Raw genomic sequence first — 13,333 nt, 5'->3', positions numbered from 1 at the left:
CGGAAATCGGACAGACACCCTATCTGGATGACGGATTCATCCATTTATCTTGTAGGAATTTTTCCTACAAGATGGCAATCTGAAAGATAATTGAAAGTTCTGGTGCGGAATTTAGGGCTGGATCGGTGCGTTATTTCTATTTGTTTCGCGCACCGTCATCGGTGAGGCCGAATTATAGATGTTTTTCACGCTACGGCAACATGCGCCGGGTATGCATCGTTCATTTGTTTGTAATTTGTCTGTATATTGAGACTCCCGTTGCGGGCCGCCGCGAGCTGCGGCACACGGCTTGCTAAGGGGTGTCATGCGAGTGTCATGCCCTCCTTCGGAACCGCTGCCAGGAAGGCTCCGCGACCTGTGACGCATCATGTTTCGCGCTGTAACAACGTTAAGTGTTTGAAAAACAACTCGAATTGCGTCGGCCGATCCCGATAATGGCCTTAAGGGATAACCCGATGCAGTTTCGGGTTGCCATCGGGCGGCGGCCTACCGCGCCCGTCCGCCCGTCAGGCTTTCGCGGTGCGCCCAATCCGGGCGCCGTCCTGCGAAGCCGCCATGAACCGCATCAGGAAGGAGAGTTGGCATGCGAATCGCACAAATTGCGCCTTTATACGAAGCAGTTCCGCCGAAGTTTTATGGCGGCACCGAGCGTGTGGTGTCTTACCTGACCGAGGCGCTGGTTGACCTCGGCCACGACGTGACGCTGTTTGCAAGCGGCGATTCGGTGACCTCCGCCAAGCTCGAAGCGGCCTGGCCGCGCGCCCTGCGGCTCGATCCGACGGTGCGCGACGCGATGGCGCCGCACGTCCTGCTGATGGAACGGGTGCGCGCAATGGCTCACGAATTCGACGTGCTGCACTTTCACCTCGACTATCTGCCGTTCCCGTTGTTCTCGACACTCGACACGCCGTTCGTGACGACCCTGCACGGCCGCCTCGACCTGCCCGAATTGCAGCCGATCTTCGACACGTTCTCTCGGGCGCCGGTGGTCTCGATTTCCGATTCGCAGCGTCTGCCGCTCAAACAGGCGAATTGGCTCAACACGATCTACCACGGTCTGCCGGAGCAGCTTCTGACGCCGCAGCCGCACAAGAAGCCGGAATATCTGGCGTTCCTGGGCCGTATTTGTCCGGAGAAGCGCGTCGATACAGCCATCAAGATCGCTGCCCAAAGCGGTCTGCCGCTGAAGATCGCCGCCAAGGTGGACAAAGTCGATCAGGAATATTTCAAGACGGAAATCGAGCCGCTGCTGTCGCAGGCCCACGTCGAATTCGTCGGCGAGATCAACGAGGCACAAAAGCCGGAATTCCTGTCGGGCGCGAAGGCGCTGCTGTTCCCGATCGACTGGTCGGAGCCGTTCGGCCTCGTGATGATCGAATCGATGGCCTGCGGCACGCCGGTGATCGCCTTCAACCGCGGTTCGGTGCCGGAGGTGATCGACCACGGCGTGACGGGCTATGTCGTCGAGGACATCCAGGGCGCCGTGGCGGCGTTGCAACGGCTCGATGAACTGTCCCGCACGGAGATTCGCGCGCAATTCGAACGCCGCTTTAGCGCAAAGACGATGGCGCAGAACTATCTGGACGGCTATACCGCGCTTATCGAAGCCGAGCGTCGGCCGATGCTGCGCCAGGTGGCGGTAGGTTGAACCGTTTCAATTGGTGAGATTCCGCGCCGAAATTACGTGTGAATCGTTTGCGCGTGCTCAATCGGGCCGATAAGCGTATCGATAAGCGCATAACTTTCAAAGAAAAGCCGCCTCTCAAGGCGGCTTTTTTACTGGCGAATTCCGCCACAAATGGGTTACACATTGCCAACGATTAAGCCTCCCGAATGCGATCAACCTTCAGGAAGCTTTCACGACAAACATTGAGTTGTAGAGACTAAACCTGCTCGATCAGAAACCGCTCGCGGTTCTTGCCGGCAATCCACTTGGGCGGCTTGCCGCGCCCGCTCCAGGTATTTCCCGACTTCGGATCCTGATAGCGCGGTGGCAGCGGCGTCTTCTTGGGCGGCCGCCCGCGCCGGGCCGCCACGGCAAAGCCCAGGTCCTGGGCGGTCAAGCCGTATTCGGCAATCTTGCCGCGGATCTCCTCGATTACATTGCCCAGTTCGGTACGCCGCGCTTCGTCCGCCTGAGCCTGCAATCGGGCGATCTGCGCCTTTAGTTCAGCATATTGCGACATTCGGTTCTCCCTTTTTGTAGAACGCATTGTCTCGGAGACTATCTGTAATTAGCGAATTTCGCAATGGCCACTAATACCCATAATTCGCCATATCATCTGATAATTTATTAATGGTGGATGAATTGTTAAATGAGTGCCGTGCTTTATCGCGAAATAATCTCGCCCCCAATCCCGCAACATTGACAATTCTTGACACCTGATTCAGGAATATTTGCCTAAAATCTCGCGCTCAGACGTGTGCACATGAATACCTTGTTACCGCCGTGCCGCGTGCAGCAAGTCAAACTTTTTTAGGACTCCATATCATGCAGTTGTCAAAGCGCCTCGCTGCCGAGCTTTTCGGCACCTTCTGGCTCGTCCTCGGGGGCTGCGGCAGCGCCGTCCTCGCCGCTAATTTCGCCGGTCCGGTACACGGGCTGGGAATTGGTTTCGTGGGCGTTTCCTTCGCATTTGGCCTTACGGTGCTGACCATGGCGTATGCCATCGGCCACGTCTCGGGCTGCCATCTGAATCCAGCGGTCAGCGTCGGGCTGACCGTGGCGGGCCGCTTCCCGGCGCGCGACCTCGTACCGTACATCGTCGCCCAGGTGATTGGCGCCGTGCTCGGCGCGTTCGTGCTGTCTCTCATCGCCAGCGGCAAGCCGGGCTTCGACCTGGTGGCAAGCGGCTTCGCCAGCAATGGCTATGGCGACCGTTCGCCGGGCCAATTCTCGATGATGTCCGCGTTCATCTGCGAAGTGGTGATGACCGCCTTCTTCCTGTTCGTGATTCTGGGCTCGACCGACAAGCGCGCGCCGGCCGGTTTCGCGCCGATCGCCATTGGCCTGTGCCTGACGCTGATCCACCTGATTTCGATTCCGGTCACCAACACCTCGGTGAATCCGGCACGCTCGACCGGCCCGGCATTGTTCGTCGGCGGCGCCGCAGTCGATCAGCTCTGGCTGTTCTGGGTAGCGCCGATTCTCGGCGCGGTCATCGCCGGTATCGTCTATCCGCTGGTCGCGGAAAGCCGCGCAAATGCCAAAACAAATGCCGCGCTGGCCGATTGACGTCCCAGCCATGACGTGAGTTTTTAAAGCGGGCGCTGCGGCGCCCGCTTTGCTTTAGGTGCGAGCTATCCGCGGCACGCGCCGAAGCCGCTGCTAGAATCGTCCGACTTTCACACGGCTCGCAAAGAGGCTCCCGATGAACCGTTCCCGCCGATTCCTGCCTGCTGTCGCACTTTGGCTCACCGTTTCGTGCAGCGGCGCGCTGTTGCCCGCAGCAGCTCACGCGGCGGGCGACCCGTCGACCGGCGCCGCCACAAGCAGCACGAGAGCCGCCGCGAGCCATTCCGTGGAAACGCTGGTCTTCGTCCGCCATGGCGAAAAACCGGCACAGGGCTACGGTCAACTCAATTGCCAGGGCCTCAACCGCTCGCTGGCGCTCCCCGCCGTCATTGCCGCCAAGTTCGGCAAACCTGACGCGATCTTCGCGCCCGATCCGGGGCAGCAGAAGAACGACAGTGGCCATCCTTATTACTACATACGCCCACTGGCAACCATCGAGCCCACCGCTATCCAGTTCCAGATGCCTGTGCAAACGCCTTATGGCTTTGCGCAGATCGACAAACTCGAAACAGCCTTAGTCGATCCGGCCTATCGCAACAAGCTGGTCGTGGTGGCCTGGGAACATAAGCTGATCGAAAAACTGGTGCGGCAGATCGTGAGCACCCACGGCGGCAGCGCCGGCGATGTGCCGAAATGGCACAGCGACGATTTCGACAGCATCTATATCGTCAAGCTCGACTGGCAAAGCGGGAAGCCGGTCGCGACTTTCCAGCATAGCGCGGAGGGGCTGAATAATCGGTCCACGGATTGTCCGTGTGCGGCATTGCCGGCGGATGGCGCTTCGGGCGCGGCGCCGGGCGTTTCACCCAAGGCGCCTTGAGTTGGGCCTCTCAGTTAGGCCTCTCAGTTAGGCCTCTCAGTTAGGCCTCTCAATTAAGGCTCTCAGTTAAAGCTCTGAGTAAGCCTGTTACGACGCCAGTTCGTCGTCCATCGCGAACAGCTTGCGCAAATGACGCGCGACGCCCGCTTCGAAGTTGTTGCCAATGCGCGGCACATTCGGCAGTCGCGTGATGAGGTCCGGATTGGCGTTGTTCATCATGAACGGATGGCCAGCGGTTTCAAGCAGGTCGATGTCATTCATGTTGTCGCCGAATGCGACACAGCGCGCGGCATCCACACCCAGACGCTCGAGCACGAACGTCAGCGCACGCCCCTTCGACACGTTCGAGGTCATCACCTCCAGGCAATCCGGCAGCGAATACGTGACGTACAACGCGTCACCGAACTCACGCTGCAGGTTCGCCGCTACCGGCGCGAGATCGGCGGGTTCACCGATATACAGCGCCTTGGCGATGCCATTACCGTCGTGCCGCGTCAAATCGGTCACGGCGTAGGTGAAGCCCGAATCCTGGTGCAGGCGTAGCAACTCCGGCGCGTCGCGATCGATGAGCCATTCCTGATCGGCGAACAGGTTGACGATCACCCGTCCGTGCGCGCCGGCAATTTCCGGTCGCACGAGCCGATGAACGGCCGAAGGCGGCAGATCGTCCGCGTAGATCATGCTCCCGTCCGGCGCGTGCACGCGCGCGCCATTCGACGTAATCAGATATGGACGGATGCCCAGCAGGTCGCGAATGCCCGCCGCATCGCGGTAGTGCCGGCCGGTCGCGATGATGAAGTGCAACCCCTGCGCTTCCAGCCGGCGCACCGTGGCGACGGTGAACGGATCGAGCTGGTGATCGCCGTTGAGCAGGGTGCCGTCGAGATCCGTGGCGATGACTTTGTACATGGTGTGGGCAGCCGGGCGCGTCAAAGGGGCTATTTTAGCGTTCCTTGCGAGCCTTTCGCCTGCTCAGGCAGGCGCTTGCGCGAGATTGCGCCCATTCGCCCATTCGCCCATTCGCCCATTCGCCCATTGATCCATTGATCCGACGCCCACGCCTGCCGGTCATGGCGCGTGCGTCGGATCACCCCGCCGCATTCGCTCCGATCCTGGCCGCTGTCTGCTGCGCCAATTGCAATGCACCGTGCGCGGAATCGGACCGCGGCGTCGTCAAGCGCGACTGACAACGCTGCGGCACGTAATCGCGCAGCGGCACGCCGAGTCCACCGCATAGCGCGACCGGCAACTCACCAGACGGATCCAGCGCGGCAATCATCTTGCCTATCTCCGTGCCCGCCTCCGCCAACAATTGCGCGGCAAACGGATGAGCGGCATGGGCCAGCACGACCGGCGCGAGGCTCGCGTATCCAGTCTGGTTGGTGGCGCACAGCCAGACGATCAGACTATCGCGGTCCCGCGCACCGACCCGTTCGAGCAAGGCCTGCGCGAATTCGTCGAGCGCCACGCGACCATCGATCGCCTGCTGCGCATGGACGATCGCGCGCAGGCCGAGCCATGCGCCGCTGGCCTCGTCACCCGACGGAAAGCCGAAACCGCTGGCGATACGGCATTCGCCCTCGTCGTCTGCCGCCGCGGCCACGCTGCCGGTGCCGAGCGCCACGATCACCCCATGCGCGCTGCCGTGCGCGCCGAGCAGCGTCGTATAGGCGTCGCTCTCCACGGCGAGCCCGGCCAGCTTCGGAGCCTGCGCCCGGAAGGCCGCCAGCCAGTCGCGATTGTTGACCCCAGCGAGGCCGCAGCCGAGCACACAACGCTCCCATTGCGGCGCAACGCCGGCGCGGCTGAAGGCTTCGGCGCAACCCGCCTGGATGGACTGCCAGGCACGTTCGACACCGAGACCAAGGCCAGACGGCCCACTCGCGGCCTGGGCCAGTTCGCGGCCGTGCGCGTCGCCGAGCACCACGCGCGTGCCGCTGCCGCCGCCGTCGACGCCGATCAGAAAGAGGTCTGTATTCATCGAATGGATATCTGAGAAGAATTGCCGCATAGCGTGGCAGGTCCGTTCGGATCCGGCAACCTGGCCATTCGGCCGAGTTGCAGCGAACGGGCGTTCCGCTATGCTGGCAGAGCCCGGACAGACCGGGTTTCAACACATGACCAAACAGGAGCCGGAACGTGATACAGCGATGCAACTGGGCATCGAGCGAAGCGCTCGCACACTACCACGACACGGAATGGGGCGTGCCGTCGCGCGACGATCAGCATCTCTTCGAAATGCTCGTGCTCGAGGGCGCCCAGGCCGGCCTGTCCTGGTCGACGATTCTGAACAAGCGCGCCGGTTACCGCCGTGGCTTCGCCGATTTCGAGATCGACAAGGTGGCCCGCTTCACGCCGAAGCACGTCGACAAACTGGTGCTCGACGAATCCATTGTGCGTCATCGCGGCAAAATTGAAGCGGCAATCACCAATGCGCGCGCGGTGCAGCAGATTCAGGCGGAACACGGCTCGCTGGCAAATTTCGTCTGGTCCTTCGTCGAGCAGACACCGATTCAGAATGCATGGGCGTCATATCAGCACGCGCCGGCATCGACCGAGGTTTCCGACGCACTCAGCAAGGCCCTCAAACGCTACGGCTGCAAGTTTGTCGGCTCGACCATCTGCTACGCGTTCATGCAGGCGGTCGGCATGGTCAACGATCATCAGACCGATTGCGACTGCCACGCGCGCTGCGCGGCGTTAGGCAAAAAGGGACGCAACAAAAACGTCCAATGAAGGCCTGCCATCGTTTAAAACGCAGCCTCTCGGGGAAAATCCCGAGACGCCTCATCGGCTCGCCTGAAGTCCTTATGCCATGGGGCCTGGCGGGCCGAGCCCGGCTGCGGCGCACGCCCGTTTGTGTCAAAATTGCTCCCTCGTGTGCGATATCACTACGTTTTTACCGTTTTCGGTCGTTATAACGATTGGAGGAGTGGATGTCGCCGCACGGGGTTGCGACGCATCGCTCGCTAAAGACAAAGGTAATCGAACAACGAACGAATGACCGCTGCGTCAAAGCGCAGGGGAGAACCACCATGAAAACGCTAAACTTCCTGACCCATCAGGAGATATTCGACCAGGCGGTCGGCCACCTCAACGGGCAAGGGCGCACCGCCCTTCTTCCCCGCGGCGGCGGCGCTTATCGCGGTTACTGCGGCGGCTGCCCAGTCGGCAGCTTCATCAAGCCGCGCGACTACATGACGGCTATGGAAGGCATTCCGGTCCGCTTTGTCGGCAAGCCGCCGGCGGACGTGCCGGCCTACATGGACGTCGGCGTCGCCGCGCTGAAAAAGGCGTTGCTTCGCGCACGCATCAATATTTACGATCCGGCTACCGTCGATCTGCTCAGTTGCCTGCAGAACGTGCATGACGTCTTCGGCCCGTGGGAATGGCAGGAGCGGCTCATGTCGATTTCCCGTCAGTTCGGCGTATCCGCGGCTTTGGTGAAAAACGCCGCCTGATATCCGCTGCGGCACACCCTGACTGGTGGCCGTAGTCAAAGAGCAATTTCGCAGACGCAAATTTCGGGGCACAAATCACCCGGAAAGCGCGCGGCCGTACCCTGTGAACACGCTTTATCGAAAACTCGCATCCGCAAAGCGCCGCACAAAAAGGCCGCGCTAAAAACCATCACGCCAAAACAAAACGGCGGTGTGGCTTCTTACGAAGCTCACACCGCCGTTCGGCCGTGCCTGAAAAGCGTGCTTAGTGCAGCTTTTTCGGCAGCTGTTGGCTGCGCAGGCGCTTGTGCAGGCGCTTCACAGCAGCTGCCTTCTTGCGCTTACGGGCCGTTGTCGGCTTTTCGTACGATTGGCGTTCACGCAGTTCCGCGATCAGGCCGTTCTTTTCGATAGCGCGACGAAAGCGGCGGATCGCCACTTCGAACGGCTCGTTTTCCTTCAGAAGAATCGTCGTCATGTAATTCCTAACTAAATCGCTATGTACGGGTAGTTGCGTGGCGGCATACCGCTCACGCGCCGGTCCTCCGGTCGCTTCGATTTCATGGCCAATAACAGGAAAACGAAACCATGCACGAAGCGAGAGGCAAGCGGCCACGGAGGCCGGAAAAGAGAGGTGGGGAGTTCACCGCTTAACGCGGGCAGACGCACATCGTAAGCGCCGCGTCTGTTGCCGCCCCGCCCGCCCGAAAGCGGACGAAACAGGCAAAGATCTCAATTCACTCCCGATGATATCAGGAAAATAACATGCCTACCACCATTTTAGCCATTCCGCCAGGCACTTGCGTCATCCAGCAGACGCATGTCCGAGCCGGTCAGCATCAGGTGGACGGCGGCGGCGAGGCTTTCCAGCTGCTGCACCGAGGTCGCGCTGGCGATCGGCGCGGTCACGCTGGGCCGGGCGATCAGCCAGGCCAGCGCCACGGTGGCGGGGGTGCTGCCGTGCTGGTCGGCCACGGTGTCGAGCGCGTTCAGGATGCGCGTGCCGCGCTCGTTCAGGTACTTTTCCACCCGGCTGCCGCGCACGCTGCTCTTGCCCAGATCGGCTGACGAACGATATTTGCCCGATAGAAAGCCGCTTGCAAGGCTGTAGTACACGACCGAACTCAGGTGCTCGTCCAGCACAACCGGTTCGAGGTCGGTCTCATAAGCCTCGCGGTCGTAGAGATTATATTCGGGCTGGATGATCTGGTACTCCGGCAAGCCGTGCTGGCGCGACACCGCCAGCGCCTCGCGAATCCGCGCGCCGCTGTAGTTCGACGCACCGATCACCCTCACCTTGCCTGCCTCGATCAGCCGCTGATACGCACCCAGCGTCTCGGCGAGCGGCGTATCGCTCGCATCTTCGTGGGAAAAATAGACGTCGATGTAATCGGTTTGCAGGCGGCGCAGCGAATCCTCGACGGCCGCCTGGATGTTGGCGGCGGACAAGCCCTTGCGTTGCGGATGCTTGGCCACCTTGGTCGCCAGCACGATCTGCTCGCGCTTGCCGCTGCGGCGAAACCATTTGCCGAGGATGGTTTCCGACTCGCCGCCCTGGTTGCCCGGCACCCAGGCGGAATACACATCGGCGGTATCGATGAAGTTCAGGCCGGCGTCGACAAACGCGTCGAGTATGGCGAACGAGGTCGCTTCGTCGGCCGACCAGCCGAACACATTGCCGCCGAACATGAGCGGCGCGACCTGCAATTCCGATTTACCGATCCCTTTCTTTTGCATGATTTCTCCAAGGTTGACGACTCCGGAGAGAAAAAGAATACGCCGACTTTCAGCGCTCTGCGTCGAGCCCCGGCGCTCCGCCAACCGGCGTCCCGGCGTGCCCTCCCGCCAGTCGGCGCGGTAATTCCTCGTAAAACAATTGGGTCCGAATTGAACAAAGTCCCTCAAGTTTTTTTTTCCTGCGCCGACATCCTGCTCAGAGGCGGCCAGCAAAGAACGAGTGCTCCGCCCATGTCAACGTGGCAGTAACTTTAGGGCAACAGCCTCTTGGGAGATTTTCATGCTCAGCATTAACAGTAATATCTCGTCGCTGACCGCGCAGGAAAACCTGAACGCCTCGGGTAGCGCACTGTCGCAAGCTATTACCCGCCTGTCTTCGGGCAAGCGCATCAACAGCGCAGCAGACGACGCAGCTGGCCTGGCAATTTCGACGACGCTGCAAACGGCCATCAACGGCCTGAACCAGGGCGTGTCGAACGCAAACGACGGCGTGTCGATGGTCCAGACGGCCAGCACGGGTCTGTCGCAAATCACGCAATCGCTGCAAACCATCCGTTCGCTGGCTGACGAAGCCGCTGGCGGTACGCTGTCCGCAAGCAACCAGGCAGCACTGCAGCAAGAAGTTGCGCAGCAAGTGGCCGAAGTTAACCGCCTTGCTTCGCAAACCAGCTACAACGGTATCAACCTGCTGGACGGCTCGGCTGGCAACGTCACGGTGCAAGTTGGCGCGAACGTCGGTCAAACGATCAACATCAACCTGAGCCAAGGCGTGTCGGCAGCAAACCTGGGCAGCGGCCCGGTTGCAGCAGGCGCGACGATCGGCACGATCACGGGTCTGGACCTGACCTCGACCGGCACGGCCAACTCGGCTGGCGGCACGGGCGCGATCACCCAGATCAACATCGAGTCGAACGGCACGGGCGGCTTCGTGTTCACCGACCAGAACAACCAGGCTCTGTCGTCGACGGCTGTCAACAACCTGTTCACGGTGACGGGCTCGGCAAGCGGCATCTCGACGATCTCGCTGTCGACCAGCGGAACCAACGGCCTGTCGCAAGCCAACGAAACGGCTTCGATCAACGCAGCGTTCACGACGGGTGGCGGTTCGGCAGCAGCAGCCGGCACGGTGCTCGGCACGTATTCGGGTCTCGACCTGAACTCGACGAACGGTTCGGCAGCAGCAGCTGGTACGCCGAACACGATCACGTCGATCACGGTTGAATCGAACGGCAGCGGCGGCCTCGAGTACGTCGACCAGAACGGCAACCAGTTGTCGACGGCAGCGGCATCGAACCTGTTCACGAGCAACTCGACGGGCGTGACCGCATTCAACGGCGCACAAACGACGATCGGCTCGACGACGGCAACGCAGCCGGCTGGTTCGGTTCTGGCAACGGTCAACACCGACAACGTTCCGACGTCGGTGGCGAACATCAACGTCAGCACGACGAACGGCGCGAACCTGGCGATCGAAACGATCACCAACGCACTGAACACGATCAGCAACATTCAGGCAACCCTGGGCGCAGCGCAAAACCGTCTGACGGGTATCGCGACGTCGCAGCAAGATGAGTCGACCGACCTGTCGAGCGCACAATCGCAGATCACCGACGCGGACTTTGCACAAGAAACCGCTAACCTGAGCAAGGCGCAAGTGCTGCAACAAGCTGGTATCTCGGTGCTGGCTCAAGCTAACTCGCAACCGCAGCAAGTTCTGAAGCTGCTGCAATAAGGTAGAGTTCGGCCCTGAGCAGTCAGCAGGGCCGTAAGCAGTAGGCGCGGATGAGCCCTTAAGCAGCGCGAACAGCTCATCCGCGCGTTAAAGAATGACCGGGAGGCTCGTCCTCCCGTAGTGCATTGCAAGACCATCCCTTCAGAAGACACCCGTCGCGTGGTCGCGACCACGTATGGAGCTTTTTCATGTCAACGATTTCCAGTGCAACGTCCGGTGGAGGTTCCGTCGCCTCGTCGGCCGCCGCAGCAGCAGCCGCCGAAGCCGCAGCACAATCCGCGTTGCAGGAGGCGGGACAGTCGCTGATTGCCGGCTCGACAGGCAACTCGTCGCTCGACGTGCAGTCCATCGTGACCGCACTCGTCAACGCGAAGACCGCCGGTCAAACCGCGGCATTGACCAATGAAGCAGAAAACGACCACACCCAGCTCACCGCGATCGGCCAGCTGTCGGCCGCTCTGTCATCCCTGCAGGTTGGACTCGCGCCGCTTTTTAACGGCCAGCTGCAGTCCTCCTTCAGCGCGACCCTGAGCGGCTCGGGTATTACCGCCTCCGCCGGCACCGGCGCGGTGGCCGGCACGTATCAGATCAACGTAACCCAGATCGCGCAGGCGCAGAGCCTCTCCTCGAGCGCCTTCAGCACGACCCAGGCAGCGGGTCTCGGCACCGGCAACCTGACCATCTCGGTCGGCGGCAAATCGATGCAGTTGTCCGTCAACTCGACAAACAATTCGCTGAGCGATATCGCTTCGGCCATCAACAGCTCGTCCAGCAACCCCGGCGTCTCCGCTACCGTGGTCAGCGGCTCGGACGGGCAGCATCTGGTACTCAGCTCGACCAGCACGGGCGCGGCCAATACCATCAGCGTGAACGTCACCAACGTCACGGCCGACAACGGGCTTTCGAGCCTCGGCGTCACCTCGACGGCAGGCAGCCCGGCGGGCAGCCCCTCGAGTTTTACGTCGGCAAATAGCGCGAGTCCGTGGACCCAGAGCACGGCGGCCCAGGATGCCCAGTTCACGGTGAACGGCACGCCCGCGGACAGCGGCACCAATACGGTCACCACCGTTCTGCCTGGCGTGACCTTGAACCTGACCTCCGCGGCGCTCGGCACTTCCGGCTCCGGTTCGGGCTCGGGTTCCGGATCCGGCGCCACCTCGTCGACGCAAACGCTGACGATCGCCACCGACACCTCGGCCCAGGTCACCGACGTCGAGACCTTCGTATCGGACTACAACGCCGTCGTGAGCACGATGAGCAGCCTGGCGTCGTTCAATTCGAGCGGGACAGCCGGCTCGCAAGGCGGCCCGTTGCTGGGCGACTCGATGCTCAACCAGATCCAGAGCACGCTCGGCGACCTGGCAAGCAGCAGCGTCACCAGCGGCGGCACCACCGCCACGCTTTCCTCGCTCGGCATCACGCTGAATGCGGACGGCACGATGTCGGTCGACACGACCACGCTGACGACTGCCGTGCAGAGCAATCCGCAGGCAGTGGGCGCGTTGTTCAATTCGACCAACGGCCTCGGCCAGCAGATGAACACGGCGATCAACGCGTTCACGCAGAGCGGCGGCATCATCGACATCCGCAACAACCAGTTGACGGCGGATCTGACGAATGTGCAGACCCAGGCGAATGCGCTGACGGCTTATACGGCGCAGTTGACCTCGCAGTACAACGACGAGTTCACCGCGCTGAATACGCTGATGGCCACCACCAACAGCAATTCGCAATATCTGACGCAACTGTTTGGCGGCGCCAATAGCGCAGGTGCGCTGGCCAGCGGCGGCTCGACGTCCTGACGGGAAGACGGACATGACTCAAGAACACGGCGCAACCCAGCAGACCCAGCTCGTCACCCAGGTGTACGAGCTGACCAAGGCTATCGAGCACGCCGCCAGCCTCGCCGACTGGCGTCGCGCCGCAGCCATCGCAGAGGAGCGCTCGCCGCTCCTGATGTCGATTACGGCGGAGCAGGAACCCGCCGCGCTTGAGCTGATCCGTCGGATCCAGACGGTCGATCACACGACCCTCGCCGACGCCCGGCAATCGCAAATGGAACTGGCAACGGAATACCGCGCGGCAATGGACCGCACCCAATCCGTCAGCCAGTACCACCGCGTCGCCTTCTTTTAGGCCAACCCGGCCTGCCCCGGCAGGCCGTGGCTGACCGCCCTGTATAACAACAACGCGCCGAAGTTCAGGCGTGCTCGTTCGACTCGTGCCCGCCTCGTGCGGGCATTTTTTCGTCCGCGCCGGCTTGCCGCCCGCCTGCCGCGCCCGCCTTCCGGCCCCTTTGAGCCCTTTGC

General features: G+C 61.6%; 13 protein-coding genes. 8 read left to right on the top strand and 5 right to left on the bottom strand.

From position 1 onward, the window contains the following. Positions 1–583: 583 nt before the first annotated feature. Complete coding sequence (locus FQ755_RS22490) at positions 584–1,648, top strand: glycosyltransferase family 4 protein (protein WP_144157201.1); 1,065 nt, start codon at positions 584–586, stop codon at positions 1,646–1,648. 235 nt (positions 1,649–1,883) lie between these two features. Here the strand turns inward: FQ755_RS22490 and FQ755_RS22485 are convergent, their stop codons facing one another. Further along, positions 1,884–2,186 carry an H-NS family nucleoid-associated regulatory protein gene (locus FQ755_RS22485; RefSeq protein ID WP_144157199.1) on the bottom strand — a complete coding sequence of 101 codons (303 nt, stop codon included), beginning with the start codon at positions 2,184–2,186 and terminating at the stop codon, positions 1,884–1,886. Between the two features lie 305 nt (positions 2,187–2,491). Here FQ755_RS22485 and aqpZ point away from each other — a divergent pair, with 305 nt between their 5' ends. Both aqpZ and FQ755_RS22475 read left to right on the top strand, forming a co-directional pair. Further along, entirely contained in the window at positions 2,492–3,235 is a 744-nt protein-coding gene (aqpZ, locus tag FQ755_RS22480; protein WP_144157197.1) for an aquaporin Z, read from the top strand. A gap of 136 nt (positions 3,236–3,371) precedes the next feature. Then, positions 3,372–4,115 (top strand): histidine phosphatase family protein, encoded by a 744-nt coding sequence (locus FQ755_RS22475; RefSeq protein ID WP_144157195.1) that lies wholly within the window; start codon positions 3,372–3,374, stop codon positions 4,113–4,115. Between the two features lie 87 nt (positions 4,116–4,202). Here FQ755_RS22475 and FQ755_RS22470 read toward each other — a convergent pair whose 3' ends face one another. Together FQ755_RS22470 and FQ755_RS22465 are read right to left on the bottom strand one after the other, a co-directional pair. After that, positions 4,203–5,024, bottom strand: coding sequence for a Cof-type HAD-IIB family hydrolase (locus FQ755_RS22470; protein WP_144157193.1), 822 nt, complete (start codon positions 5,022–5,024; stop codon positions 4,203–4,205). A 178-nt stretch (positions 5,025–5,202) separates the two neighbouring features. Further along, the gene (locus FQ755_RS22465; RefSeq protein ID WP_144157191.1) at positions 5,203–6,096 is read right to left on the bottom strand and encodes a BadF/BadG/BcrA/BcrD ATPase family protein; all 894 of its coding nucleotides are present in this window, start codon (positions 6,094–6,096) and stop codon (positions 5,203–5,205) included. A gap of 158 nt (positions 6,097–6,254) precedes the next feature. Between FQ755_RS22465 and FQ755_RS22460 the strand changes: the two genes are divergently transcribed. Both FQ755_RS22460 and FQ755_RS22455 read left to right on the top strand, forming a co-directional pair. Further along, the gene (locus FQ755_RS22460; protein ID WP_144157189.1) at positions 6,255–6,851 is read left to right on the top strand and encodes a DNA-3-methyladenine glycosylase I; all 597 of its coding nucleotides are present in this window, start codon (positions 6,255–6,257) and stop codon (positions 6,849–6,851) included. A gap of 299 nt (positions 6,852–7,150) precedes the next feature. Then, positions 7,151–7,576 carry a hypothetical protein gene (locus FQ755_RS22455; RefSeq protein ID WP_144157248.1) on the top strand — a complete coding sequence of 142 codons (426 nt, stop codon included), beginning with the start codon at positions 7,151–7,153 and terminating at the stop codon, positions 7,574–7,576. A gap of 244 nt (positions 7,577–7,820) precedes the next feature. Here the strand turns inward: FQ755_RS22455 and rpsU are convergent, their stop codons facing one another. Together rpsU and FQ755_RS22445 are read right to left on the bottom strand one after the other, a co-directional pair. Next, complete coding sequence (rpsU, locus tag FQ755_RS22450; RefSeq protein WP_074262890.1) at positions 7,821–8,033, bottom strand: 30S ribosomal protein S21; 213 nt, start codon at positions 8,031–8,033, stop codon at positions 7,821–7,823. 302 nt (positions 8,034–8,335) lie between these two features. Next, positions 8,336–9,292 (bottom strand): aldo/keto reductase, encoded by a 957-nt coding sequence (locus tag FQ755_RS22445; protein ID WP_144157187.1) that lies wholly within the window; start codon positions 9,290–9,292, stop codon positions 8,336–8,338. Positions 9,293–9,572: 280 nt separating this feature from the next. Here FQ755_RS22445 and FQ755_RS22440 point away from each other — a divergent pair, with 280 nt between their 5' ends. The 3 genes from FQ755_RS22440 to FQ755_RS22430 all read left to right on the top strand — a co-directional run bounded on the left by FQ755_RS22440 (position 9,573) and on the right by FQ755_RS22430 (position 13,160). Continuing rightward, complete coding sequence (locus FQ755_RS22440) at positions 9,573–11,024, top strand: flagellin (protein ID WP_144157186.1); 1,452 nt, start codon at positions 9,573–9,575, stop codon at positions 11,022–11,024. A 188-nt stretch (positions 11,025–11,212) separates the two neighbouring features. Beyond that, the gene (fliD, locus tag FQ755_RS22435; RefSeq protein WP_144157184.1) at positions 11,213–12,826 is read left to right on the top strand and encodes a flagellar filament capping protein FliD; all 1,614 of its coding nucleotides are present in this window, start codon (positions 11,213–11,215) and stop codon (positions 12,824–12,826) included. Between the two features lie 13 nt (positions 12,827–12,839). Then, on the top strand, positions 12,840–13,160 hold the full coding sequence (locus FQ755_RS22430) for a flagellar protein FliT (RefSeq protein WP_144157182.1): 321 nt from the start codon (positions 12,840–12,842) through the stop codon (positions 13,158–13,160). Positions 13,161–13,333 lie beyond the last annotated feature (173 nt).

This window comes from Paraburkholderia sp. BCC1885 (assembly GCF_900996235.1).
GTDB lineage: Bacteria > Pseudomonadota > Gammaproteobacteria > Burkholderiales > Burkholderiaceae > Paraburkholderia.
Note: the sequence above shows the minus strand (reverse complement) of the source record. Positions and strands in the feature narration are given on the sequence as shown.